This window comes from Paenibacillus sp. FSL P4-0113 (genome assembly GCF_038009305.1).
GTDB classification, from domain to species: domain Bacteria; phylum Bacillota; class Bacilli; order Paenibacillales; family Paenibacillaceae; genus Paenibacillus; species Paenibacillus polymyxa_D.
In genome coordinates, this window is record NZ_JBBPAZ010000001.1 from 4,048,522 (window position 1) to 4,073,766 (window position 25,245).

21 protein-coding genes and 1 riboswitch are annotated in these 25,245 nt (G+C 47.6%); of the genes, 13 read left to right on the top strand and 8 right to left on the bottom strand.

The genetic code is table 11. From position 1 onward, the window contains the following. Nucleotides 1–9: 9 nt before the first annotated feature. The 5 genes from MKX46_RS17505 (at nucleotide 10) to MKX46_RS17525 (ending at nucleotide 6,106) form a co-directional block, all read left to right on the top strand. Entirely contained in the window at nucleotides 10–1,428 is a 1,419-nt protein-coding gene (locus MKX46_RS17505; RefSeq protein ID WP_341071539.1) for a non-oxidative hydroxyarylic acid decarboxylases subunit C, read from the top strand. A gap of 42 nt (nucleotides 1,429–1,470) precedes the next feature. Then, a complete protein-coding gene (locus MKX46_RS17510) occupies nucleotides 1,471–1,695 on the top strand; it encodes a non-oxidative hydroxyarylic acid decarboxylases subunit D (protein WP_029514658.1) in 225 nt (74 codons plus the stop codon). Nucleotides 1,696–1,766: 71 nt separating this feature from the next. Then, nucleotides 1,767–2,228 carry a pyridoxamine 5'-phosphate oxidase family protein gene (locus MKX46_RS17515; protein WP_341071540.1) on the top strand — a complete coding sequence of 154 codons (462 nt, stop codon included), beginning with the start codon at nucleotides 1,767–1,769 and terminating at the stop codon, nucleotides 2,226–2,228. Nucleotides 2,229–2,392: 164 nt separating this feature from the next. Continuing rightward, entirely contained in the window at nucleotides 2,393–3,553 is a 1,161-nt protein-coding gene (locus MKX46_RS17520) for a serine hydrolase domain-containing protein (RefSeq protein WP_341071541.1), read from the top strand. Between the two features lie 216 nt (nucleotides 3,554–3,769). Continuing rightward, nucleotides 3,770–6,106, top strand: a complete 2,337-nt coding sequence (locus MKX46_RS17525; protein WP_029514661.1) for an Ig-like domain-containing protein — start codon at nucleotides 3,770–3,772, stop codon at nucleotides 6,104–6,106. Between the two features lie 160 nt (nucleotides 6,107–6,266). Here the strand turns inward: MKX46_RS17525 and sdaAA are convergent, their stop codons facing one another. Beyond that, on the bottom strand, nucleotides 6,267–7,166 hold the full coding sequence (gene sdaAA / locus MKX46_RS17530; RefSeq protein ID WP_069010728.1) for an L-serine ammonia-lyase, iron-sulfur-dependent, subunit alpha: 900 nt from the start codon (nucleotides 7,164–7,166) through the stop codon (nucleotides 6,267–6,269). After that, complete coding sequence (gene sdaAB / locus MKX46_RS17535; protein WP_069010729.1) at nucleotides 7,156–7,845, bottom strand: L-serine ammonia-lyase, iron-sulfur-dependent subunit beta; 690 nt, start codon at nucleotides 7,843–7,845, stop codon at nucleotides 7,156–7,158. Before sdaAB ends, sdaAA begins: the two co-directional genes overlap by 11 nt. A gap of 211 nt (nucleotides 7,846–8,056) precedes the next feature. Next, nucleotides 8,057–8,172, bottom strand: a riboswitch (glycine riboswitch). Nucleotides 8,173–8,387: 215 nt separating this feature from the next. On the opposite strand from sdaAB, the gene MKX46_RS17540 reads away from it, so the two are divergent. The 7 genes from MKX46_RS17540 (at nucleotide 8,388) to MKX46_RS17570 (ending at nucleotide 17,032) form a co-directional block, all read left to right on the top strand. Next, on the top strand, nucleotides 8,388–9,983 hold the full coding sequence (locus tag MKX46_RS17540) for a DUF6359 domain-containing protein (RefSeq protein ID WP_341071542.1): 1,596 nt from the start codon (nucleotides 8,388–8,390) through the stop codon (nucleotides 9,981–9,983). Nucleotides 9,984–10,311: 328 nt separating this feature from the next. Further along, nucleotides 10,312–11,343, top strand: coding sequence for an ABC transporter ATP-binding protein (locus tag MKX46_RS17545; protein ID WP_069010731.1), 1,032 nt, complete (start codon nucleotides 10,312–10,314; stop codon nucleotides 11,341–11,343). Beyond that, nucleotides 11,321–12,247, top strand: a complete 927-nt coding sequence (locus MKX46_RS17550) for an ABC transporter ATP-binding protein (RefSeq protein WP_340953917.1) — start codon at nucleotides 11,321–11,323, stop codon at nucleotides 12,245–12,247. Before MKX46_RS17545 ends, MKX46_RS17550 begins: the two co-directional genes overlap by 23 nt. A gap of 13 nt (nucleotides 12,248–12,260) precedes the next feature. Continuing rightward, nucleotides 12,261–13,229: an oligopeptide ABC transporter permease gene (opp4B, locus tag MKX46_RS17555; RefSeq protein ID WP_029514667.1), complete on the top strand. Its 969-nt coding sequence runs from the start codon at nucleotides 12,261–12,263 to the stop codon at nucleotides 13,227–13,229. Nucleotides 13,230–13,257: 28 nt separating this feature from the next. Continuing rightward, complete coding sequence (locus MKX46_RS17560) at nucleotides 13,258–14,166, top strand: ABC transporter permease (protein WP_029514668.1); 909 nt, start codon at nucleotides 13,258–13,260, stop codon at nucleotides 14,164–14,166. A 42-nt stretch (nucleotides 14,167–14,208) separates the two neighbouring features. Further along, nucleotides 14,209–16,029, top strand: a complete 1,821-nt coding sequence (opp4A, locus tag MKX46_RS17565) for an oligopeptide ABC transporter substrate-binding protein (protein ID WP_318627675.1) — start codon at nucleotides 14,209–14,211, stop codon at nucleotides 16,027–16,029. Between the two features lie 43 nt (nucleotides 16,030–16,072). Continuing rightward, nucleotides 16,073–17,032: a LysR family transcriptional regulator gene (locus tag MKX46_RS17570; RefSeq protein WP_029514670.1), complete on the top strand. Its 960-nt coding sequence runs from the start codon at nucleotides 16,073–16,075 to the stop codon at nucleotides 17,030–17,032. 27 nt (nucleotides 17,033–17,059) lie between these two features. On the opposite strand, the gene MKX46_RS17575 is transcribed toward MKX46_RS17570, so the two are convergent. The 4 genes from MKX46_RS17575 to MKX46_RS17590 all read right to left on the bottom strand — a co-directional run bounded on the left by MKX46_RS17575 (nucleotide 17,060) and on the right by MKX46_RS17590 (nucleotide 20,067). Continuing rightward, a complete protein-coding gene (locus tag MKX46_RS17575) occupies nucleotides 17,060–17,710 on the bottom strand; it encodes an amino acid ABC transporter permease (protein ID WP_029514671.1) in 651 nt (216 codons plus the stop codon). 14 nt (nucleotides 17,711–17,724) lie between these two features. After that, nucleotides 17,725–18,384 carry an amino acid ABC transporter permease gene (locus MKX46_RS17580; RefSeq protein WP_023986681.1) on the bottom strand — a complete coding sequence of 220 codons (660 nt, stop codon included), beginning with the start codon at nucleotides 18,382–18,384 and terminating at the stop codon, nucleotides 17,725–17,727. A gap of 71 nt (nucleotides 18,385–18,455) precedes the next feature. After that, the gene (locus tag MKX46_RS17585) at nucleotides 18,456–19,286 is read right to left on the bottom strand and encodes a transporter substrate-binding domain-containing protein (protein WP_341071543.1); all 831 of its coding nucleotides are present in this window, start codon (nucleotides 19,284–19,286) and stop codon (nucleotides 18,456–18,458) included. Nucleotides 19,287–19,329: 43 nt separating this feature from the next. Next, complete coding sequence (locus MKX46_RS17590) at nucleotides 19,330–20,067, bottom strand: amino acid ABC transporter ATP-binding protein (RefSeq protein ID WP_081317548.1); 738 nt, start codon at nucleotides 20,065–20,067, stop codon at nucleotides 19,330–19,332. A gap of 326 nt (nucleotides 20,068–20,393) precedes the next feature. On the opposite strand from MKX46_RS17590, the gene MKX46_RS17595 reads away from it, so the two are divergent. Beyond that, a complete protein-coding gene (locus tag MKX46_RS17595) occupies nucleotides 20,394–20,861 on the top strand; it encodes a cupin domain-containing protein (RefSeq protein WP_029514674.1) in 468 nt (155 codons plus the stop codon). A gap of 89 nt (nucleotides 20,862–20,950) precedes the next feature. Here the strand turns inward: MKX46_RS17595 and MKX46_RS17600 are convergent, their stop codons facing one another. Continuing rightward, the gene (locus MKX46_RS17600) at nucleotides 20,951–21,616 is read right to left on the bottom strand and encodes a class D sortase (RefSeq protein ID WP_029514675.1); all 666 of its coding nucleotides are present in this window, start codon (nucleotides 21,614–21,616) and stop codon (nucleotides 20,951–20,953) included. Between the two features lie 116 nt (nucleotides 21,617–21,732). Then, the gene (locus tag MKX46_RS17605; protein WP_341071545.1) at nucleotides 21,733–25,242 is read right to left on the bottom strand and encodes a collagen binding domain-containing protein; all 3,510 of its coding nucleotides are present in this window, start codon (nucleotides 25,240–25,242) and stop codon (nucleotides 21,733–21,735) included. Nucleotides 25,243–25,245: the final 3 nt, after the last annotated feature.

Sequence of the window (25,245 nt, forward strand, 5' to 3'; positions counted from 1 at the left end):
GAATGAATGATGGCTTATAAAGACTTTCGCGATTTTCTAAACACCTTGGAAAAGGAGGGACAACTACTCACGATCAGCGACGAGGTAAAGCCGGAGCCAGACCTGGCGGCAGCTAACAAAGCATTAAGCAATCTTGGAGATAAGACACCTGCGCTCTTTTTCAACAATATCTATGGATATACGGATGCTCGTATTGCAATGAATGTGATGGGCTCCTGGCCCAATCATGCCCTTATGATGGGAATGCCAAAAAATACGCCGCTGAAGGAGCAGTTTTTTGAGTTCGCCAGACGCTATGAACAATTTCCGGTGCCCGTGAAGCGGGAAGAAACGGCTCCTTTTCATGAAGTCGAGATTACAGAGGATATTAATTTGTTTGATATTTTGCCGTTGTTTCGTTTGAACCAGGGGGACGGAGGATTTTATCTGGACAAAGCGATTTTAGTTTCACGCGATCTGGATGACCCGGACACCTACGGTAAGCAAAATGTCGGCTTGTACCGGATGCAGGTGAAAGGAAAGAACCGTTTGGGCATCCAGCCTGTACCACAGCATGATATTGCGATCCATATCCGTCAGGCTGAGGAACGCGGCGAAAATCTGAAGGTGGCTATTGCCCTCGGATGTGAGCCTGTTATTACAACGGCTGCTTCTACACCGCTGCTGTACGATCAATCCGAATATGAGATGGCTGGGGCCATTCAGGGTGAGCCTTATCGTGTGGTCAAAGCGAAGGACGCAGATCTGGATCTGCCTTGGGGAGCCGAGGTCATTTTGGAGGGCGAAGTGTTGGCAGGTGAACGTGAGTATGAAGGTCCATTCGGTGAATTCACAGGTCACTATTCCGGCGGTCGCGCGATGCCAGTCATCCAGATTAATCGTGTATATCACCGCAAACAGCCTATCTTTGAGCATCTGTACATCGGGATGCCTTGGACGGAAACGGATTATATGATCGGTGTGAATACAAGTGTACCGTTGTTTCAGCAGCTTAAGGATGCTTTTCCTAATGAAATCGTAGCCGTTAATGCTATGTATACGCATGGGCTGGTCGCTATTATTTCCACGAAAACCCGGTATGGCGGCTTTGCGAAGGCTGTGGGAATGCGTGCGTTAACGACTCCGCATGGATTGGGGTATTGCAAGCTGGTGATTGTGGTGGACGAGGGGGTCGATCCGTTCAATCTGCCGCAAGTCATGTGGGCTTTATCCACCAAGCTTCATCCAAAGCATGATGCTGTCATTGTTCCTGGCTTGTCTATTTTACCGCTTGACCCCGGCTCTGATCCGGCAGGTATGACGCACAAAATGATACTGGATGCGACGACACCTGTAGCACCGGATATTAGAGGCCATTACTCGCAGCCGCTCGATTCCCCGCTGGGTGTAGCGGAATGGGAGAAAAAGTTGAGCCAAATGCTTCACTAAATATTTTTAAAAAACAAAGAAAGATTAAAGGAGTGCTGACAGATGCATATTTGTCCCCGTTGTGAGTCCAATCGTTCAGAAGTTGTTTCCCATTCGCCGGTTAAAGATGCCTGGGAGGTTTTGTTGTGCCCTGTATGCCTGTTCACATGGCGAACCTCAGAACCGGATAGCATTACGGATCCAGCAAAGTATAAATCGGCGTTCAAGGTAAACCCCAAAGATATTCCGAATGCTGCTCATGTTCCTCCTATTCCAGAGCGGTTATAGGGTCGTTCGTAAGTAGCCGTAAATTATGGTACTTTGAAGTTATAGGCCAAAAGTAAAGGGGATTATACTTCATGCAGACACCAAGGATCGGTAAGGAACTGTTCACGCTACTGGACGGCAAGGCATTGGAGAACAAGCAGCATGAAGCCATGATGCTGCTGACGGTCACGGAAGATCAGTGGCCGCACATAGCGATGATTAGTGTGGGCGAAGTTGTAGCGCTGGACGAGGGGGATTTGCGTCTGGCCCTATGGCCGGGTACAACCACGACGGGCAACATGATCCGCACTGGGAAGGCGACGCTTGCGGTGTTTACCGGGGGGAAGGCGCATTATGTGCGGTTGTCACTGGAACATCTGCCTGCTTTGCCCGGAGCCAAGCATGTACGTGAGCGATTTGCGGCTCATGTTTTTGCAGCCAGAGAGGATTCGGCCCAATATGCGGATATTTTGACAGGTGTCACGGTTCGTCTCAAGGAACCGGAATCGGTGATTCATCGCTGGAAGGAAACGGTGGCTGAGCTGTTAATGTAAAGCCATCTGATTATGATAAATAATCTATGTATTTACCAAGTTTACCGTTAAAATAAATGCGAGGGAATAAGCGCTTACAAGAAATCACGCTGAACTTGTTGGAACAAGAATTAGAGCGCGAGGGGAAGCTTGTTTCTTTTGAAGGAAAAATAGGAGGGATGAATATGTCTCGTTTTGACAAGGTAGATCAGCTATTGCAACAATTTATAGTAAATGGGCCGGCAGGTTGCGGTTGTGCCATTGCCCAGAATGGTGAAGTGTTGTATGAAGGGTATCATGGATATGCTGATCTGGAAGCCGGAAAGCCAATCACTGAGGATACAGTGTATCGCTTGTTTTCCATGACAAAGGTTGTTGTCTGTGCGGCTGCACTTATGCTGTACGAACGTGGGCAATTTTTGTTGAATGAACCCTTGTATGAATATTTTCCCGAATATCGTAATGCGCATGTATTCAAAACCGCTCTTAACGGATACACCTACGTGGATAAGGCAGAGAATCCCATTTTAATTAAGCATATATTCAATATGAGTATGGGTCTTCCTTACGCTTCCGAGTCTTCAGAAACAGGAAAAGCTATGCAGAAGGCCATTGCAGGATTAAAGGAAAAGCAGGGGAAATATGACCTACGCACAGAAATTGAAGCGCTTTCTGAAGTTCCACTTGCGTTTGAGCCGGGAACACGCTGGTTATACGGATATGGACATGATTTTGTTGCAGGTCTTATTGAAGTGATTTCAGGTAAATCAGTAGGACAATTTTTAAAGGATGAAATCTTTGATCCACTTGGAATGAACAATACAGGTTACCGTTATCGTGGAGATATTGAATCGCGGATGGCCTCCATGTATCAACGGACAGACGCCGGAAAACTTGAAAAAATGGAGGGTTTCCTGGATGAATATCATCAGCCAGATGCTATATATGAAGGCGGAGGCGCAGGTTTATATTCGACAGTCAAAGATTACCTCACATTTTCACAAATGATGTCAAATGGCGGCACGGTAAACGGTGTGAACTTATTGGGGAGAAAAACCATTGATTTAATGCGCACCAATCATCTGAATACAGCTCAACTATCGGATTTCACCAATTCATACCATACAGGTTATGGCTATGGACTTGGTGTGCGCACGTTAATGGATAAAGCGGCTGGGCATGCAAACAGCTCGATTGGAGAATTTGGCTGGACGGGAATGGCAGGCACCTGGGTTTCTATAGATCCGAGCGAACAATTCTCCGTCGTATATATGCATCAGCTTGATCCCAATATGGAAGAGTACCATCATTTGAGAGTTCGCGCGGCAGCTTATAGCTGTTTATAAATGCGGGATTGTGGATCTGTTGTGAAAACTCTTCACTATGGCCCTGAAGATACACAAATTGTAATGTCTAAATCTTTATCAGAAATGATCTAGTTAATAAGGACCAAATTTCCCTTGAAGCCTAAACTATTCTTTTCCATATGACGACATAAAACGTAGGTATAAGGATTTTGCGAAATCCTTAATTTAAGTTTTGAAATGGGAGGGAATTAGATTTTGAAGAATAGATGGTCCGGTTTTCTGGCGTTGGTCATCCTGATTTCAAGTTTTACATCATATGCAGGGTTTGCATCTGCAGCAGAAGCAGTGCTTTCCAAGATTGTCCTTTCCTCTAACGAGGTAACTTTGCAACAGGGGGATACAGCTGCATTGACGGCTACGGCTGTTTTTAGTGATGGGACAACCTCAAATGTAACCGTAAGCACGGATTGGAAAAGTGATAACACAGCTATTGCTACTGTGTATAATGGTACAGTTTCGGCCAAGGCTGAAGGGGAAGCCACCGTGGTTGCGACCTATAAAGATAAGGTACAATCGGTTCAGGTACATGTAACGAAAAAGGTTAAGGCGCTGACATCTAGTGTACAAAGCCTGAACTTGCGTTCAAGCGGTACAGGACAGGTTGATTTGACAGCGACATACAGTGATAATACAACAGCTCAGGTTTCGGGTGATGCTACTTGGACCTCGGATAATCAAAAGATTGCAACTGTAGTTAACGGTTTGGTTACCGCTCAGGGAGCAGGTACAGCCAATATTAAGGCCGTATATGGTCAGCAGACCGTAACCATTGCTGTACAGGTAGAGCAAGTTAAACGTCTTGATGTCAGTTCATCAGAGGTTTCTCTTTTGCTGAAGGATACTGAGAAGGTTAAACTTTCAGCGACGTTCCCGGATGGATCGGTACAGGATGTGACAGAGTCCGCTGAGTGGAGCTCCAGCAATGCAGCTGTGGCGGATGTACTGAAAGGCACCATTACCGGCTATAGCGCGGGAAAGGCGACAATTACAGGTAAATATGGCACGATGTCCGCTACGATTTCGGTGGATGTCGATCAAACGAATAAGCTGAAAGCCAGCGAATCCAATATTTTTCTCCGTCTGGATGAATCTAAAAAAATACAGGTTTCTGCTGTTTACCCGGATGGAACAGTAACGGATATCACGGATAAAGCTACTTGGGCATCAAGCGATGAAAAAATTGCAACGGTGAATAAAGGAACGATTATGGCCATCGGTGCGGGTTCGGCAACGGTGACCGCTAAGTATGGAGATAAGACCGTTTCGATCAAGACAGATGTCGAAACCTCTAGATTTCTGGATTTGAGCGAGGACAAGCTGAGCTTGAATGCCAAGGAATCCAAAAAGCTCAAGCTGACCGCAACGTACGTAACAGGTACGGAAGAAGATATCACAAGTAAGGCAGAGTGGAAGTCCAGCAATGAAGATATCGCTTTTGTCAGCGCGGGGGAAGTCACAGGTTATAAAACAGGTGAGGCTACCATCACCGCTTCTTATGGCGGCAAAACAGCTACAGCTACGGTATCCGTAAATGTACCCGGGGATCTATCTCTGTCCTCCAAAACGGCAACAATTGATATTAATGAGGACTATACTGCAACTTTGACGGCTACTTATGCGGATGGGCGTAAGGAAGATGTAACACAGGATGCAGAATGGGCTTCAAGCGCGGAAGATATTGCCTCTGTGTCCAAAGGAACGATTACGGGTAAATCTGCTGGTAAAGCGGTTATTACAGCGACCTATAATGGCAAAAAACTAACAATTAACGTACAAGTGGGCCTTGTAGACCGTCTGGAAACAGACTCGCGTGTAATTGCGCTTGGTGCTCAGGAAACGAAGCAGCTGAAAGTAACAGGAGTTAAGAGTGGTGGTACAAAAACAGATGTAACCAAGGATGCCACCTGGACAACTAGCAATGTAAAAGTGGTTGAAGTTAGCGAAGGTTTGATCAAAGCGAATGGTAGTGGTAAGGCAACTGTGACTGCTTCATATGGCAAGCAAAACATTACGTTTACGGTAGAAGTGGACGTAGCGCAAAAGATTGAAGCGGATGCAATCGCGCTATCGCTCAAATCTGGAGATCAAAAAACCATCGCGATTGTGGTTAAATCGAGCGATGGTAAAGAAAAGGATGTTACAACCCAAGCTGAATGGAAAACGTCCAATTATAAGGTAGCCACTGTTAAAAAGGGTCAGGTTACCGCGGTCAGCTACGGTAAAGCTAACATTCAGGCGAAGTTCGGCGGGAAGATAATCAGCGTACCTGTAGATGTTGATACGCTTAAATATTTGCAAACAGACGAAGTCGCCTTGAATTTGAAGGCAGGACAGCTGGCTAAGGTTACGGCTACAGCCACGTATAAGGATGAGTCGGAGAAGGATGTTTCCAAACCGGCTGTCTGGTCCTCGTCCAGAATTATTGTGGCGACCGTCAAAGACGGTAACATTAAGGCACAGGGCAAGGGCAAAGCAGTAATTACTGTGAAATATGCAGGTAAAATGACGAAGATACAGGTAACCGTTCAGTAATCTGTAACCCGACTAAAAAGAAAAAGAGCAAGCATACGTCCAGCGACGATATGCTTGCTCTTTTCTTTATAAGGACGAATTCTCTTTCCCTAGGACAATGTGGGGGAGAGGTAGTCGCCTTGTTTTATAGAGGGAAAGTAATTGGTTTAAAGCTTAGAAATTACGACTTATTCTTCTTGATTGATGCGTTGCGTGTAAGTGATTCGGTCAAACGCTTGCCAGTCGGCGTCTGAGCCAAGCCGCCTTTGGCGGTCTCGCGGTGCTTCGACGGCATCGCGCTGCCGACTTCAAGCATCACGTCAATGACTTCGTCAGACGGAATAGCGCTGCGCACACCCGCCAAAGCCATGTCCGCTGCGGCAAGCGCAGTCACGGCTCCCAGCCCGTTGCGCACGATGCACGGAATCTCCACGAGTCCGGCGACGGGGTCGCAAATCAGGCCGAGCGTGTTCTTAAGAGCGAGGCCCACGGCGTGAACAGCCTGTTCAGGCGTACCACCGCGCAGCTCGACCATAGCGCCAGCGGCCATCCCGATAGCTGAGCCAATCTCAGCCTGACAGCCTCCCTCCGCGCCAGAAATGAAGGAGTTGTTGGCGATCACGTAGCCAATGGCTCCAGCGGCGAATAGGCCGTTCACCATATGCTCATCATCCCAGCCGAACCGTTCCTGCGCACTGATGAACACACCAGGGATAACCCCACATGAGCCTGCGGTAGGAGTGGCGACAATGCGACCCATAGATGCATTAACCTCCGACACGGAGAGGGCATAAGCCATGGCGAGCGCGGAGGCATCACCGGAGCAGGTCTCCCCTGACCGCAGATACTCGGCCAGGCGCTTGCCGTCGCCGCCCGTCAATCCACTGCGGGATACGGTGTCTTGTGTCTGACCGCGATGAACGGCTTCCTTCATGATTTCATAATAATCAGACATTTGGCGAAAGATTTCTTCCTCCGTTGTATTCGTTTCTTGTACCTGCTCTTGAATCATCAAGCGGCCAATCGTGGTGGATTCTTCAGCGCATAAAGCGCTGATCTCATGCAGATGGCTAAACCGCATCGGATTCAGCTCCTTTTTTCAAATTAATCATCTTAATTTCATACATATGAGGTAAAGAACGCAGTTCCGCAATCAGTTCAGCTGGAGCAGAACTGTCCGTTTCAATGGCGGTGAGTGCTTCACCATCCCGGCCTTTGCGATCTACGTGCATATAGGCAATGTTAATGTGGGCCGCGCCCAGCGCTGAAGTTATTGCGCCCAATGTACCGGGCTTATCCGAGTGGAGAAGCACCAGCGTAGGCAGCTCCCCGGTCAGATTGACCCGGAATTCGTTGAGTTGCTGGACATGGATGCTGCCGCCGCCGATGGAGGAGCCCAGCAGTGTGCGCTGATCCTCGCCCTTCCACAACTCGAAACGGACGGTGTTCGGATGAGGAGCGGGGAGTCCACTGACGGCGAATTCCACGGTCATCCCGGCTTGCTCGGCCCATTGCTCGGCATCTGGAATCCGGTGATCGTCCGTATCGTAATTAAGCAGTCCTGCGATGAGCGCCAGATCCGTACCGTGTCCTTTATACGTATCGGCAAAGGAGCCGTACAGTGTCATACGGGCACGGTCAGGCTGCGCCCCAAGCCAGTGCCGGGCAACGCGTGCGAGTCGCACCGCGCCTGCGGTGTGTGAACTGGAAGGTCCGGTCATGGCCGGGCCGATAATAGAAAATACATCTTTGAAACGCATGGTGTGGCCCCCTGTATGTTCTAATACCATACTATATGGTATTTCCGCGTCTTTGCGCGGTTATGACGGTTCCTAATGCTGACGCACAATGTGAGCACAAAAAAGGACAGGATAAGGAAGTTTCCCTTATCTCTGTCCTCGTTACCTGAGAGTTTCGTGCGGTGTTCTTACCGCCTTACCCCTTGGGTGGCTTGCGCTCTCTCCAGAGTTGCGTCAGATGACGATACATGGACCTGAGAGATTATCCGCCAGCCGGGTGCTGGCGTCTTGCTCCTTCGGTGCCGCCAGAGTGTAAGCCCCCTGGACAGACTCTCCCGTCATCTTCATTCGCGTATACCGTTCTACATGTCTTTCTTAGCGTAATGTATGACGTGCTCGGTGTCAATCACAGGGTTTAATTTTTACATAAACAGGTGCATTTCCAATAAAAAAGATTAAAGTTTACATAATTATGGATGAAATCAGGAAGGAATTAGAAGATTGGCGGCTAATCTGATAGAGGACAAGTACATTTATGGAAATCATAGGAGGGATATTGACGTATGGTAAAAGGCTTGCGGTTCACAGGTTCACGCTTAAAAGGGATGCTGCATCTAGCAGCGATCGTTTCACTGCTGATCGGGATCTTCGTTCCGTTCGGTCAGGTCAAGGCAGAGGGAGCATTGACAGTAGCCGAAGCACTTCAGGGCCAAAGCAGTGGAGGTACGGTGACGGTAGAAGGTTATATCGTCGGACATGCTACCGGATCGAAAACGGCTAACTTTTCTTCTCCGTTTGCGAATGATTTTAACGTACTGATTGCCGACCAGGCCAATGAACGTAGCACGTCTAATCTATTGGATGTACAGCTGACATCCGCGTACAGAGGGCAATTTGGGCTAACAGGCCATCCTGAGCTGATTGGCAGCAAAATCCGTGTGACGGGTACACTCGGCGCCTACAATAATTTTGGTGGAGTGAAAAGCCCAAGCGCTGTTGAACTGGTGAACGGAAGCGAGCCAGGGGAACCTGGTGAACCTGAACCTGGCAACCCGGGTCAACCCGGTACTACATTGCCGGATGGAAAAGGCAAAAAGGTGCTGTTCGATAATACGCACGCACAGACCGCTGGTGCAGCAGATTGGGTCATTGAAGGCGCCTTCTCCGACTTTGCCAATGGACTGCGTAATGTAGGCTTTACGGTAGACCCATTAAATCGTCCCATTCCTTTTACTTATGGAGAGCAGGCCATAACCTATGACAAGCTGCGCCAATATGATGTGTTCATTATTGGTGAAGCGAATGTTGCCTTTAAGGCATCCGAGCAGGCTGCCCTGCTGCAATACGTGAATAACGGAGGGAGCGTCTTCTTCATCTCCGATCATTATAATGCAGATCGTAACAAAAACCGTTGGGATTCCTCCGAGGTTATGAATGGCTACCGTCGTGGAGCCTATACTAATCCGGCCAAAGGCATGACTGCAGAAGAGGCTGCATCACCGGCAATGCAAGGATTAACAAGCTCCGATTGGCTGGCGGCCAACTTTGGCGTTCGTTTCCGTTACAATGCGCTCGGTGATGTGAATGCTACCGACATTGTAGCCGCAGATCAATCTTTCGGTATTACCAAGGGTGTGCGCTCGATTGCCATGCATGCAGGATCTACGCTGGCTATTATTGATCCTACCAAGGCTAAAGGCATTGCTTATATCCCTTCAGGCACGAAAAAATGGGGGAATGCGGTAGATCAGGGGGTTTATAACGGCGGGGGCCGTGCGGAAGGACCTTATGCCGCTATCTCCAAGGTAGGCCAAGGCAAGGCGGCATTCATCGGTGATTCTTCCCCTGTAGAAGATGCTACACCGAAATATGTGCGTGAGGAAAACGGACAGTCGAAGAAGACATATGATGGCTTCAAAGAAGTGGATGATTCAACCTTCCTGGTGCAAACGGTTCAATGGCTTGCATGGAAGCAGGACTACACGAAATTGTCCGATGTGGCAGGTTTGACTCTGGATCAACCGACGAAGCTTCTGCCATTCGAAGAGCCTGCGGCGTCCACGGAACCACAGCCTGAGCCTTGGTCTGCTCCGGCAGCAGGCTACAAATGGTACGATCCTAGAACATTCAAGTCTGGCTCCTATGGAGCGGCTTCGTAAATTATATTGTCAGGAGCTCAATGTGAGCTTGGGTTAGTTAGTCGTTTGATCCCTGCTGAGGGATCAGGCGACTTTTTTTGTGATGAAAATTAACCTGCGGTTGGTTATTTCATTACATTTTGTGCCAGAAAGGCCGCACTATTGCTGGATCATTGATTTTTTAAATGATGTTGATAGCATAATCTTAATTGATATATCCATATACTGGTGATAGGATGTATTCAAATTATTCCGACAAAAACGGTATGTAATGTTCATGAGAGGTTTTAAACATCAAACATGGTGAGAATAAGCGGGACAAGACCATGGAGAATGGAGGAAGCGCGCATTGAATACCGAACCTGTGTTGGAAATTAAAGGATTATCCGTATCTTTTCGCATCCAGGATCAATATCACCCCGCAGTCGACCATCTGGATCTGACGGTCAACCCCAATGAAGTGCTGGCTGTAGTCGGAGAATCCGGCTGTGGCAAAAGCGCGTTAGCGCTTTCGATCCCGCAACTGCATGACATGGAACGCACGCGTGTAGAGGGGGAGGTCTTTTTTAAAGGAACGGACTTGAACCGTCTTTCCTCAGGGCAAATGAATAAAATCCGCGGAGCGGGAATTGGCATGATCTTTCAGGACCCGTTGACAGCACTCAACCCGTTGATGAGCATTGGCAAGCAGATTGAGGAAAATCTCGATTATCATACGTCACTATCTACGAAGCAAAAAAGGGAACGTGTGCTGGAGCTGCTGGAAAGTGTAGATATACCGAATCCAGTGCGTGTGTATGATCAGTATCCGCATGAACTGTCAGGAGGGATGCGGCAGCGTGTGATGATCGCGATTGCCATAGCTTGCCGACCTTCTCTTATTATTGCAGATGAGCCGACGACTGCGCTCGATGTAACGATCCAATCGCAAATTCTCGACTTGCTCAAACAACTTCAACAGGAGACTGGGAGCGGTATTATCCTGATTACGCACGATCTTGGTGTTGTGGCAGAAGTAGCCGACCGCGTGGTGGTCATGTATGCCGGAGAAATCGTGGAGAGCGCTGATGTTTTTGAATTATTCAGGCATCCACAGCATCCGTATACGCGTTCTTTGCTTGCTTCCATGCCGGGATCGCATACCAAGGGGGAATCACTGCATGTCATCGGCGGCATTGTTCCCTCATTACAAGATATCCCCCGCAATAGCTGCCGCTTTGCTCCACGTATTCCCTGGATTCAGCAGAGGGTGCATGAAGACCATCCCCAATTAAATGAAATTTCCCCTGGACATTGGGTCCGTTGTACATGTTATCAGCATTTTCATTTTGAAGACGAGGCGAAGGGGGAGGCTGCTCATGGCACTACTGGAGTTAAATGATTTGAGGGTGCACTATCCGGTGCGCGGTGGTTTCTTCCAGCGTGTTATCGATCAGGTGAAAGCAGTGGATGGCGTGTCGATCAGCATTGAGGCAGGCCAGACCTACGGGCTGGTGGGGGAATCTGGCTGTGGGAAAACGACGACAGGCAGGACGATCATCGGTCTAAATAAGCTGACGAGCGGACGGACTTTGTTTAAAGGAAAGGACCTTGCAGCTCTAAGTAGTAACAATCGTCATCCATTGCGTAGAGATATTCAGATGATCTTTCAGGACCCATACTCTTCGCTTAACCCGCGTAAGCGCGTATTGGATGTCATTGCTGAACCGCTGCGAAATTTTGAAAGGCTGAGTAGTGAGGAAGAACGGAGAAAAGTACAGACGTTGCTGGAAAAGGTCGGCTTGAACGCCGATGCAGCCTATAAATATCCGCATGAATTTTCCGGGGGGCAACGACAGCGGATCGGGATCGCGCGTGCGCTGACATTAAACCCCAAGCTGATCATTGCTGATGAGCCAGTGTCAGCACTGGACGTTTCCGTGCAGGCACAGGTGCTTAATTTTATGAAGGATGTGCAGCAGGAATTTAATTTGACGTATTTGTTCATCAGCCATGATTTAGGTATTATCCGCCATATGTGCGACCAAATCGGTATTATGTATCGGGGCCGTCTAGTGGAGCAGGGGAGCGAGCAAGATATTTATGAGCGTCCACAGCATCTGTATACCCAGCGCCTCATTGCAACCATTCCCAATATTGATCCTACAAAACGGCTGGAAAATGCTCAAAAAAGGCGAATGCTTTTATCCTCCTACAAAACAGAGCTACCCAAACATCTAGACGCGAGTGGAAAACCGTTTGCACTAAAATCAGTAAGTCCATCCCATCAAGTCGCGCTACCATAAGGGGGTACAGAATATGTGGAAATTTACACTGCGTCGGCTACTGGTTATGATCCCTCAACTTTTTGCACTGAGCGTGCTTATATTTTTCCTGGCTAAGGCTATGCCGGGGGATGCCCTGACAGGACTTATTACTTCGACACCCAATCTGAATCCGGCCGCACTGGAAGAGCAGCGACAAAGACTGGGACTGAATGACCCGGTGTGGATGCAGTATGGGAACTGGCTCGTCCAGCTTGCTCACGGGGATCTGGGCAAATCTTATGTACATAAAATTAGCGTTACCGATCTGATTGGCAGCCGTCTGGGGAACACGTTCTTTCTGGGCGTAGTCATTCTGGTTCTGACGTATCTGATCGCCATCCCGCTCGGCGTACTCAGCGGTCGTTATCAGCATAGTCTGCTGGACAAAACCGTAGTGGGCTATACCTATCTCAGCTTTGCGACACCTCTATTTATACTCGCGTTGCTGCTGCTGTATGTATTCGGCTTTAGGCTCGGCTGGTTTCCAACCAGCGGCAGTGTGGATGTAGGTGTGGAGCCGGGGGCATGGTCATATTACGTGAACAAGTCGTATCATCTCATTTTACCGGCGGTTACAGGCGCATTGCTCAGTACAACGGCTACGATTCAGTATTTGCGCAATGAGGTCATTGACACAAGACTGAAGGATTTTGTGAAAACAGCGCGTTCCAAAGGGGTGCCCGAAGGTAAAATTTATTCCCGCCATATTTTCAAAAACTCTCTATTGCCGATTGCTGCCTTTTTGGGCTATGACCTGACGGGAGTCATTGCAGGCAACATTTTTCTTGAATCTATTTTCGGTTATCCGGGGTTGGGCCAATTATTTCTTCAGTCCATCACTCAACGGGACTTTTCAGTCGTGAACGCGCTGGTCATGATTTCTGGCTTCTTGGCACTATTAGGGACCCTTTTATCTGATGTCATCCTGAGCAAGGTCGATCCCCGCATTCGAATTGAATAGCGAACAAGTCTAGAGAAAGGGAGGGATTATGGTGTCTATACAGGTGGAGGAGGTCTTCACGCCGGAAATCATTCATAAATCACCATCCAGTTGGTCTGTACTGCGTCGTGAGCTGGTGCGTGACAAAATGGCCTTGGTTTCCATTGGCTTTGTGATTCTGTTCTTGATCTTTATATATGCCTCTGTCCTGTTTGTAAATCAGGATGTAGTCACGACGGTCGATTTGGGCGCGATTCGTGAAGCTCCAGGCTCAGTGCATTGGCTGGGGACAGATCGAGCGGGCAGAGATATTTTCGGCCAACTGGTCATTGGAGCCCGCAATTCCTTCACTATTGGCTTTACGATTACATTGTTATCCGCCGCTATTGGCTTAACATTAGGTTTACTGGCTGGTTTTTATGGGGGAATGGTCGATAACATCATCATGCGAATCATTGATTTTATCCTGGTGCTTCCATTCTTGATGCTGGTTATCGTATTTGTCAGCATTGTACCCAAAAGCGGCATAGGGTCCTTTATTTTTATCATGACTGCCTTTTTATGGATTGGAAAAGCACGCCTGATCCGGGCCAAAGTGTTGTCGGAGCGCGAACTGGATTATGTGCAGGCTTCCAAAACCCTTGGCACACCCAATTGGAAAATCATCTGGTTTGGCGTGCTGCCCAATCTTAGCTCGGTCGTGATCGTCAATCTGACCCTCAGTCTCGCGGGAAATATCGGGATTGAGACCGGGCTTTCTTATCTCGGCTTTGGCTTACCGGAATCTACGCCAAGCTTGGGTACACTGGTGAGTTATGCCAATGACCCGGATGTTTTGCAGAATAGCTGGTGGATGTGGTTACCTGCCTCACTGCTTATTTTGGTGTTAATGCTGGCGATTAACTTTATTGGCCAGGCGCTCAAACGCGCCACGGATGCCAGACAACGATTGGGTTAACTGAAGTTCAAGGATAAGGACAATGACAAGGAGGGATTTACAATGGTTAAACACTGGAAAAAAGGGATTCTGCCTGTTCTATCTGCAATTTTAGTACTTTCATTGGCGGCATGCAGCGGTTCGCCTTCCGCTTCAAATGGAGGGAAATCGTCTGACGGTACAGGCGGCTCAGGGTCCGACAGCAAACAGGTGAATGCGACAGCGCTGGCGAAGGCGGTCAAGAACGATAAGGCACCGATTAAGGGTGGCATCATCAATTATGCACTCGTGTCTGATACCCCCTTTGAAGGCATTCTGAATCCTGTATTTTATGATGGCAATCCTGATTTTGAAGTCTTCCAGTTTTTTTACCCTTCTATGTTTTCGATTGACTCCAATCTGAATATTGACAATAAAGGGGCGGCGACGATTTCCTTTTCTCCAGACAATAAGGCGGTGACTGTGAAAATTGATCCCAAACTGAACTGGACGGATGGTAATCCCGTAACGGCGGAGGACTATGCTTTTTCCTATGAAGTGATCGGTCATAAAGACTACGAAGGTCCGCGTTATGATAGTTTTATGACGAATATTGTGGGTATGGAAGATTATCACTCGGGTAAGGCCAAAACCATTTCTGGCATCAAAGTGCTCAATGAGAAAGAGGTTACCATTCATTTCAAGGAACCTAATCCTTCGGTGAAATCGGGACTTTGGTCTACACCCCTGGAGAAAAAGGTGTTTCAGAATATCCCCGTGAAAGATATGGCCGGATCAGACCCTGTCCGTAAAAATCCGATTGGCTATGGGCCGTTCAAAATTAAATCCATGGTTACAGGTGAATCTGTGGAATTTGTCAAAAATGAGGATTATTTTCACGGTGTACCCAAGCTGGATGGCCTTCATCTGAAGGTGGTGAACCCGAATGTCATTACCGAGGCGCTGAAAAGTGGAGAAGTCGACTGGGCCAGCTATCCAACCACCCGTTACAATGAGGCCAGCAATCCAAAAAATGTACAGTTTCTCGGTCAGGAGGAATTATCTTATAGCTATGTAGGCTTTAAAATGGGCAAATTCGATCAGGCCAAGAGTCTAAATATCATGGACCCGAACGCCAAGCTGGCGAACAAGTCATTACGTCAGGCCCTCGGCTATGCGCTGAATAACGAGCAGGTTGGCAAGCAGCTCTATCATGGGCTTCGGACTCCTGCGACATCCTTGGTCCCGCCCGCCTTTAAGGGATATCATGATGTGAATGCGAAGGGCATTGCGTATGATCCGGACAAGGCAAAAAAGCTGCTGGACGAGGCAGGGTATGTGGACACCAATGGAGATGGATACCGTGAGGACCCTAAGGGCAAGGAACTGGTGCTCCATTATGCGGCAATGAGCGGGGATGCGACAGCCGAATCGCTGGCGAAGTTTTATTTGCAAAATTGGAAGGATGTCGGGCTTCATGTCGAGCTGGTGGACGGCCGTCTGCTTGAGTTCAATTCTTTCTATGACCGTGTGCAGAAGGATGACCCTGGCATTGATATTTTTGGCGGCGCATGGAGTACAGGTACAGATGTAAACCCTAGTGGGCTGTATGGACGCGGAGCCAGCTTTAACTACTCGCGCTTTACCAGTGAAGAGAATGATAAGCTGTTGCAGGAAGGGGTGTCTGTGAAAGCCTTTGACGACAATTATCGTAAAGATATATACAATCAGTGGCAGGCGTATATGAGCGAGGAGGCACCCATTGTACCGACGTTATTCCGTTACTCGTTGGAGGCAGTGAATAATCGGGTAGCCAATTACGATATTACCCGTGGCAAGGAGTATGATGCAGACACGTTTGCGAATATTACGTTGACTGCGGAAAAAGCAGAAGTAGCCCAATAATCTAAAAAAAGCGCAATAACCTGAAGAAGAAGCGCGAACCGGTTTGATCCGATTTTGCGCTTCTTTTGACCTTTTATGCAATCATTCTGGGGATTCTCGAAGGGAGAGAAGGAAGACGGAGATACGTCAGCTTCAATACTTCATTGCGGTATGCGAGGAACTGCATTTTACGAAAGCTTCGGAAAAGATCGGAATCTCCCAACCCACACTTAGCTTGCAAATTAAGGCGTTGGAAGAGGAATTGGGCATGACTCTTTTTGACCGTGCAGGCAAGAAAATTAAGATGACAGATGCCGGGAAATTGTTGCTGCAACACAGTGCACATGCGCTCAAGGATTTACAGCAAGCAAAGGCTTCCATTGAGGAGTTGCGCACCGAGCAACGCGGGAGTTTGCGGATTGGTATCGCATTACCGGAGCTGGAGGAACCATTACAAGAAATGTTTATCCATTTTCATCAGTCATTTCCTAGAGTCAGCTTGCACATCCATCCATCATTTGATGTCACAGAACAGCTGCTGGATAACCGAGTGGATGTTGGCATCACGCTGCATTCGGGTACGGATGAAAGGCTTGTCCAGCTTCCTCTTCGTACGGAGAACTACTGTCTTGTTGTTCCGGTAGAGCATGTGTTTTCCAACCGTTCTTCCATTACGCTGGACGAATTGAGGCATGTACCCTGGGGGATGCAGCCAGAGTGTCATCCCGGCAGGAAACTGATTGAGAAGTGCTTCCGTGATCGCGGGTATCCTTTTGCAACCGTCTTGGAGACCAATTCCATACCTTCCATCCTGCGCTGGGTGCAGGATGGACTTGCCGTAACCCTACAGACGGAGTCCCTTGCAACAGAATTGGATCACTCACAATTTTGCACTGTACCTATTTTGTGCGACGTGCTCCAGGGTCAGCTAGAGCTGGTTTATCGGTCTGGCCGTTATCAGGGAGAAGCGTTGAAGCAATTGATTAAAGAGATACAAGCTGTACTAACCGTGCGTTCCAACTAGTGGCAACCCTGATGAGTATCACGAGCTTTAATGTGTACGAACTTCCAGCCTGCGTGCAATCAGTGACATACTGTAATTGACAGCAAAGTACAGGAAAGCTGCGAACAGCAGGGCTGGAATGACAAAGGATTGATTTTGCCCACCGACAATCTGAATATTATGCGTCAGCTCCGGCAAACTGATAATGACAGCCAGTGAGGTATCCTTGAATAGGGAAATGAACTGGCTGACAATCGGGGGCACCATGCGACGAAGCGCTTGGGGCAGAATGATATGCCATAAGGTTTGAGAATAGCTTAGACCAGAGGAACGTGCGGCTTCCACCTGTCCTTTATGGACCGAATTCAGACCGCTACGCACAATCTCAGCAATCATGGCTCCCTCGAAGATCGACAGGCCTGTAATGGCTGCCCACTTGAGGGAAATGGAAAGACCGATAGATGGTAAAACCATACCGATGAAGAAAATAATGAGCAATAATGGAAGATTACGAATGAGATCAATGATAAAGGCTGCAACCTGTGAAATGACAGGTAAGCGGGTATAGCGCAGAATGCCGAATAAGATACCAAGAGCGAAGCTGAACACGATAGAGTAAATAGCAACCTCCAGCGTGAGCAGGAAGCCCTCCAGTATAAAACGCACATTAGGCCACACAAACAATCCACCGAAATCCATACAGGCTTCCCTCCTTAGGATGTTTTGGACAGACGCCGTTCCATGTACAGTACAAGAAAGCTAAGCGGAACTGTCAAGATAAGATACAACAACGCCGTGATGGCGTAGACTGTGATGGGCAGGAAGGTATCCGAGTTAATGAGGTCCGAGTAATACATGAGGTCCAGCCCGGCCACAATAGCCAGCACGGAAGAGTTTTTGACCAGATTAATGAATTGGTTGCCGATCGCAGGCAGTACAATTTTGATGGCTTGCGGTAAAATAATGCTGATCATCGTCTGGTTGTAACTCAACCCGGAGGACCTTGCCGCTTCAAATTGCCCCTTGGGCACAGATTGAATGCCGGCACGTATGGCTTCAGCAATAAAGGAGGCTGTGTATACGGTCAATCCAAGCGTTCCAGATACGAATCCGTCCAAAGGGATGCCCAAAGTGGGAAGCCCGAGATAAAAAAACAGCACGACGATCAGCAATGGAATATTGCGGATGACCTCTACATAGACGGTACCGATCCAGTTTAGCCATTTAAAAGGCGCAATTCGGAGGATGGCAATAATAGCCCCCAGAATAAAGCTTCCGATCAAGGCAATGACACTAGCTTGAACGGTATGAAGCAAGCCTTCTCTGAAACGGTCGCTATGATCGAAAAGTACGTTGATATCAAAAGTAAGCATCTACAGGTATACCTCCTTATCCAGACTTAAGAAAGGAAGGAGCTCGCAAGCGCGGCTCCTTCACAAGAATACTATTCGGGCTTAACCCCAAGCCATTGCTCGTGGAGCTTATCGTATTCACCGTTGCTTTTCAGTTCCTTGATCGTATCATTAATGGCTTGTAGGAGTTCGGTTTGTCCCTTCTTTACTGCAATGCCGTAAGGTTCCTCTGTGAAGTTCCCGCCTACAAGAATATAATTCGGATCTTGCTTCTGCATGCCGAGCAGAATAGAGTTATCGGTAGTTAACGCTTCTCCTTTACCTGCTTTGAGGGCATTGAAAGCATCCTGATAGTTTTCGAATTCTAATATCGTCGCTTCTGGTGCTTTTTCACGGATATTTTTGGCGGAAGTAGAGCCTTTCACGGCGAGCACCTTGGTATTCGGGGTCAGGGACTCCAGCCCGGTGATGAGGCTCCCCTTTTTCACGAGTAGAGATTGCCCGGCGTTAAAATAGACGTCGCTAAAATCAACCTGCTTTTTACGTTCATCCGAAATGGTCATCGTCGCGATAATGGCGTCGATGTCCCCGTTTTGCAATAAGGTGATTCGTGTTTTGGACGTGACTTCTTTTAGTTCAAGTTTGGTTTCATCGCCAAAAATATGTTTGGCTACAGCCTTGGCGATGTCGATATCAAAACCTTCTACTTTTCCGCTAGCCGGGTCTTTCAGTCCGAACAGCTTGGTATCGTATTTCACACCAATGACTAGTTTGCCACGCTGTTTGATCGCTTCCAGTCCGTTGGCTGCTGCCGGCTCATTTCCCGACGTTGCCGCTCCTTCTTTGCCTCCGCAGCCTGCCAAGACGAGCAGACAAGATAAAGCTACCAGCACCAAAGTACTCCATTGAAATCTTTTTCTCATCAGAACATTCCCCTTTCGATTTACGCTACATTGGTAAGTCTGTTTAATGATGAATCAGACGGCTCAGGAACAGGCGGGCCCGTTCTTCACCCGGATTCTGAAAAAATTCGGCAGGTTGGCCGTCTTCCAAAATCTGTCCTTTGTCCATAAAAATCACGCGGTCCGCCACTTCACGTGCAAAGCCCATTTCATGAGTGACAATGACCATTGTGATGCCCTGATGGGCGAGCGAGCGCATAACATCCAGTACCTCTCCGATCGTTTCGGGATCAAGAGCTGAGGTAGGCTCGTCAAACAACATAATTTTTGGATTCATCGCGAGCCCGCGGGCGATCGCGACCCGCTGCTGCTGTCCACCAGACAATTGGGCGGGGTAGCTCTGTGCCTTTTCCTCGATTCCGACGCGCTTTAGATAAGTGATGGCTGTTTGAGTAGCTTCTTCTTTCGAGATGCCCAGTACCTTCATAGGTGCCAGTACAATGTTTTCAATTACCTTTTTGTGGGGATACAGATTGAAATGCTGGAACACCATTCCGATATTGCGACGGAAGGCATTAATATCAATCTTTTTGTCATGTACAGGGATCTCGTTAACGATCAGTTCCCCATCCGATATCGTTTCCAGACGATTGATGCAGCGAAGCAGGGTGCTTTTACCCGAGCCGGAGGGACCGATGATGACGACGACCTCGCCCTCCTTAATCTGAAGATTAATGTCTTTGAGTACATGAAAGTGACCGTAATGCTTGTTGACATTGCGAAACTGGATCAGAGAGCTCACCCCTTTTAGGCTTGGATACATAGCTTAGTAGACGGATTGACATGACCAAGCTCTATTAGAATTTAAAAATTTCTCTCATGATACTATAAGCTTACAATAAAAAACAAGATTTTATGTCATAAAACTTCACGTGTAATGTATTTTGGTGTGATTTTTACTAGTGAACTATTATTTATATGATGAAAATGAGTAAACATCCGTATTTTTATGTTATTAAATTTCACATAAATTATTGATCCCCGACAAGCCAAGGGAGAAACGTGACAAAAGCAACGCTATGTTTTACAGTAGGGAAGAAGGAATTTAGGGTAAAGGAAGGTTAGACAATGACGAAAGCTATTTCACCGCTAGTCACGGCATTGGGCATGGAGCCCCATCCAGAAGGCGGCTGGTACAAAGAGATGTGGAAGGCCAATTTTCAAATTCCGAAGCCTGTATTGCCGGATGTATATTCTGGTCCGCGCTTTGCAGCTTCGTCTACGTATTTCTTGCTGCATCCGGGTGAGTTCTCCGAGTGGCATGTGGTCCATTCTGATGAGCTGTGGTTATATCATAGCGGAAGCCCTGTAGAGTTGAAATTGGGTGGAAGCGGAGAAGAGCCTGGTGAAGAAACTGTGATTATTGTTGGTGCAGATGTGGAGGCAGGACAGCATCCACAAGCACTCGTCCCAGGAGCAGTATGGCAAACGGCACGTCCGCTTGGGGATGAGCCCGTACTGGTAACCTGTGTGGTTGCACCAGGATTCCACTTTGATGATTTCAAGTTGATTGCCAAGAATCCAACTGAATCGTAATGTGAACATTGGCGGGTGTATTTCTGTAAATGAACAGGAATGGCCCGCCTGATTTATTTTTACTCATAAAAATAGGCGCTTTAATGGCTTTAGGTGCTTAGTTTGGCCTGAACAATGAGACGATGGGTGGGATTTATGAGAGGGTCACATGTAATCAGGGTGAGCAGCTTTTGTTTTTTGAAGCTTTTCAGAACAGACACGTCCGTAGGATCGACCATCTTCAGGCTATAAACGCTATATACATATTGGTTACCCCGAGTGTTAACAACAATCTTATCCCCGATCTTCAATTCATTTAGACGATTAAATAAACGTCCAGAGGTGCGGGCTCGATGAGCAGCAACGGCGGCATTCCCCGCCTGTCCCAGCGTCCCCGTTTCCGGCATATGTACAGCCGCGTGTCTCATATTTATCCTCGTTGCGCCTTCCAATACAGGGAGCTTTAAAGCAATACGACTTATACTAATAGTGGCTATGGGAGTTTGTTCATTAGCGCTTCCAATGGTAACAGGGGGTGTGGAAGTATTTTGTCGTGCTTCACGAGCCGGGACTTCCGTAAGAGTAGTGGACAAGCGAGCATAGCTGTCCGTAAGACTGGGGGGCCATAGCGCATCGCTTTTTCCTGATGGTAGTTCTGCTGCTTTTAATAGCTTGCTTTGTTCCCGATCCTCATTCCATTCCGTCGCTTTAGGAAACAAAATAAAAAGTAAGCCTAACAAAATAAATACGTAGGAAAGTTTACGCAGACTCAGCAATCTCGCCTCCCCTAAGCAAAGTACGGATTATACATATTTTTTTGAAAAATGCCCCATTCCCGGCTCATTCCAATCGGAAATGGAATGAGGCGAGAGATCAGGGCAGGTGATCCATTTTATTTTTTGTTCGTCCGTGTGAATTTCAACAATACGCCCCACATAACCAACGCTATGCCTGTCAAATAGAACGGAACGGGGCTGCTTTCACCTGTTTGGGGCAACTGATGTACCGCAGGTGGATCCTCTGGCTCTTCTGGCTCTTTCCCGGGAACCTTGACACGGATCTTAGGTTTGGGATCGTCTTTCGAATCCACCGGAGGAGAAGGATCTTGATGAGGCATGACGGCTGGCGGCTCCGGCGGTATAGGTGCAGGTTCCTCCTGTAGAAGGGCTATGTCCTCCGGAGACATTGGCAATGACGGAGGAACGGTTACAGACGGAGTATCGGGTATTTCCGGATCTCTGTCATGTTTCTTACCTGAGCCTCCAGACGGGGGTGACGGGTCTGGATGAGTAGGCGTTCCTGGTTCGTTTTTCTTTTCTTTACGGTTGGTGATCACAATCTTTTTTACACCAGAGCTTTGTCGCAGTGTTGCGTCTATTTTGATCTCAAGCTTGCTCTCGGTGATTTTATAGCCCTCCGGTGCTGCCAATTCCTCCAAGATGTAATCGTCATGAAGCAAGGAGGAAAAGATGATTTTGCCTTCCTGATTGGTGGTCTGAATGAGAGGGGCTCTTTTTTGACCTTTATCATAGAGTGCAAACTGTGCGCCAGGCAGTACCTTCTCAGGCATATCCTGGTCTACCTTGGTCAACTCAAGACTTTCGGTCACACCCCCGCCGGAACCGGAGCCGGAAGACGTTCGTACAATGATTTCCTGGCTGGTTTCCCGTATCTCTGTCGTCAAGCGATCCCCCTCAAAGGCAACCTTATTACTCACTTTGGCTTTGTCCTCAGCATGAATGAATGATTGGTATTCAAGAATAAAAGCAGAGGAAATATCCTTGGCAAAAGCAAGTTCAAAAGTTTGCTGGCCTTGAGCATCTGTTTTGATATACAGCTTGTAATCTTGGTTTCTAATCAACTCGGTGCCCTTGGTGGTATTTCCGTTGGCAGCGATGATTGTAGAGTACAAATGAAAGGAATCCTCGATTAAGATTTGATTGCTGCTAGGCTGATCTATAATTTTAGCGTTGGATACATGTGACTGTCCTTCATTGATGCGGATGCTCCAGTCGATCTTATTTCCATTTTGTGTACCGACTTTAGATACATATTCTCCACCATGAGGTACCGTGACTTGCGCTGCCCATTTGGAGACTGTTTTTTGTCCATCCAGTAGAAGGGCTTGATTATGAATTTCCTTGTCAATCAGTTCTCCTTCCAATGAAGTTTGAAAGGTAATCCAGTAGGGAGTCTGTATCTGCTCCTTGAACTGGATACGCAATTCATTCCCATTTTGCTCGGAGGGAGGTATAATGGTGTATTGATCTGCCGGGATTTCAGCCCCTTTTTGTACGCCATCCCACCATCCCAGCAAGGTCATATCGTGTACTTTCACGGAGCCGGGCAGTAACTTCTGACCTTGCAGCAAGGGGTCTCTCACTTCCGCGTGGTTTAGGATCTTGCGATTGTAGTTGGCTTTAATGTCCCAGGTAATGAGCTTGGAGGTCGCATTATAGCTTCCTTGCTTGGCACCGTTTCGTTGTGTCATAAAGTCCGGCCAGATCGGGCACTCCACGGCATGCGATGATGTTTCTCCGTCTTCAAACTGGTATTCTATAATGGATTTATTACGAAACTCAGGCTTCGTCGTATCCGTTTTCCAGTCATTGTTATAGGTGGTTGAATACTTGATCGTATAAGCTTTATGAATGGTTTTATGAAATTTGAGCGTAAATCCTTGTTTATAGTCCTGTGATAGCGGAATCAGCTCATAATCCGTGGGGGCACGTAGCTCCGTTGTTCCGTCAACAGTTTGAATTTTCAGGGTGTCCGGCAACAAGGCCAAGCCCCCGTTTGGAAACACATCGTGAATGACAATATTTTTCATGGTGTACAAGTCTGTATTAATGGTAATCACCCAAGGTATGATTTTGGTGTTGTAATTGGGTGTGTCATACATTTTAGTCATAACTCCGCTTGTGATTTCTGTCGATACGATCTTCTGGATTCCATCTGAGGTTATGATGTTTATAACTTTTCCATTTTCATAGACACGGCCTCTGGCTTGAGTCTGGTATCGGATGGTATAGGCTGAATCTACGTCAAAGTTAAATTGAAGTTTGAAGCCGTTGCGGTCCGGATAATCAACTGGGATGACAGTATACGCCCACGATGGGAGTTCCTCCAGCGTGTTTCCTTTAAATACTTTCAAGGAACCGGGTAGCAATTCTTGAGTTTTGTTGAAATGATCAATTAAAAGAGCTTTGGCTTCGGGGATTTTTGTCTCGCCGAAGTTGTATCGTATGGCCCACGAGAGTGTTTGTGTGGCATGATCATATTTTTCAACCTTTTTGGACAAAAACTCACCACGTTCTACCTGAACAGTACCGGTAGCAGCAACGTTCTCTATCGCATCTCCTGAAAGCGTTGCTGTGTTGGAAAAACGAGTTTCGTCGCCAGTAATGCGCGTGGAATATTGAATCTGGTAGGCTGTGTTCATGCTATCGTCTTGAAAACGAATCACAAACCCTGTCCCGGCTTGATCTGCTTCAATGGCATATTCACTCGCATTTACTAGGTCTCGAACAACGGTCGATCCGTCGATATTGACTTGGAGATGATAGAGCCGGATAGAGTCTCTTCTGAGTTCCAGTCCTAAAGGAATTGGATCGGTGATGAAGGCATGCTTTACGGTGTTTAGCTGTTTGTTCACATCAATGGTCCAGTCGATCTGATTTGTGCCAGCTAGTTTCCCTTGTTTGCTTAGGGTCGGCCCTGACTGGGGCTTTACATTCACGACGACCGTTTGCACCCCGCCTTTGATCGGAATCGCAATGATGACCTCTGTACTACCTTTCACTATTTCTTTTGTAAACTCGGTTTTGATTTGCAGTTTGCCGCTGACATTGGAATGAGTCTCTATATATGGGTTAAAGGTCATGATCACCTTGCCCTGACGATCTACTGTGAAGTATCCCACGGTTCCGTCGGTAGTGACTAACGGAGATGAGATATCAGTGTAGATGACAAACTGTTCTGGTAAGTGAAAGGTGAAAGTGTCTCCTGACTTATAGGTATTGTCAGGAAGCTCCCATTCATAGCCTAGTTGGATGGCTGATCCGATGTCGAATTGGCTGTCGGGACTATATACTGCATCAATGACATGCCCTGATTCGTCGGTCAGGCTCAACTTCGTTAGTATGCTCTGCGGAGTTGCATCATGTTGAGATTTTGAACTGACTGCTCCTTGAACGAAGGGGGGCGTGTTTGAAGGAATCTCCCTGGGGGGTTCAAGGTTTGGGACACCGTATACAGCATCCGTAACGGTATGTGTAGGATCGGATACAGCACTCTGCGGCAGTTCTGGGGCTGGAGCATCTGCGTAAGCCAGTGTTGCGTTGAAAAAGCTTTGGACAATGAGCAATAAGGCAATGATCATTACATTTATTTTTGTTCTCATGCT

What these genes read in the sequence shown, in the direction of transcription:
- MKX46_RS17505 (WP_341071539.1), top strand. Translation starts at nt 10, where the DNA reads ATGGCTTATAAAGACTTTCGCGATTTTCTAAACACCTTGGAAAAGGAG.
- MKX46_RS17510 (WP_029514658.1), top strand. Translation starts at nt 1,471, where the DNA reads ATGCATATTTGTCCCCGTTGTGAGTCCAATCGTTCAGAAGTTGTTTCC.
- MKX46_RS17515 (WP_341071540.1), top strand. Translation starts at nt 1,767, where the DNA reads ATGCAGACACCAAGGATCGGTAAGGAACTGTTCACGCTACTGGACGGC.
- MKX46_RS17520 (WP_341071541.1), top strand. Translation starts at nt 2,393, where the DNA reads ATGTCTCGTTTTGACAAGGTAGATCAGCTATTGCAACAATTTATAGTA.
- sdaAA (WP_069010728.1), bottom strand. Translation starts at nt 7,166, where the DNA reads ATGCGGTTTAGCCATCTGCATGAGATCAGCGCTTTATGCGCTGAAGAA.
- sdaAB (WP_069010729.1), bottom strand. Translation starts at nt 7,845, where the DNA reads ATGCGTTTCAAAGATGTATTTTCTATTATCGGCCCGGCCATGACCGGA.
- MKX46_RS17540 (WP_341071542.1), top strand. Translation starts at nt 8,388, where the DNA reads ATGGTAAAAGGCTTGCGGTTCACAGGTTCACGCTTAAAAGGGATGCTG.
- MKX46_RS17550 (WP_340953917.1), top strand. Translation starts at nt 11,321, where the DNA reads ATGGCACTACTGGAGTTAAATGATTTGAGGGTGCACTATCCGGTGCGC.
- opp4B (WP_029514667.1), top strand. Translation starts at nt 12,261, where the DNA reads ATGTGGAAATTTACACTGCGTCGGCTACTGGTTATGATCCCTCAACTT.
- MKX46_RS17560 (WP_029514668.1), top strand. Translation starts at nt 13,258, where the DNA reads ATGGTGTCTATACAGGTGGAGGAGGTCTTCACGCCGGAAATCATTCAT.
- opp4A (WP_318627675.1), top strand. Translation starts at nt 14,209, where the DNA reads ATGGTTAAACACTGGAAAAAAGGGATTCTGCCTGTTCTATCTGCAATT.
- MKX46_RS17575 (WP_029514671.1), bottom strand. Translation starts at nt 17,710, where the DNA reads ATGGATTTCGGTGGATTGTTTGTGTGGCCTAATGTGCGTTTTATACTG.
- MKX46_RS17580 (WP_023986681.1), bottom strand. Translation starts at nt 18,384, where the DNA reads ATGCTTACTTTTGATATCAACGTACTTTTCGATCATAGCGACCGTTTC.
- MKX46_RS17585 (WP_341071543.1), bottom strand. Translation starts at nt 19,286, where the DNA reads ATGAGAAAAAGATTTCAATGGAGTACTTTGGTGCTGGTAGCTTTATCT.
- MKX46_RS17595 (WP_029514674.1), top strand. Translation starts at nt 20,394, where the DNA reads ATGACGAAAGCTATTTCACCGCTAGTCACGGCATTGGGCATGGAGCCC.
- MKX46_RS17605 (WP_341071545.1), bottom strand. Translation starts at nt 25,242, where the DNA reads ATGAGAACAAAAATAAATGTAATGATCATTGCCTTATTGCTCATTGTC.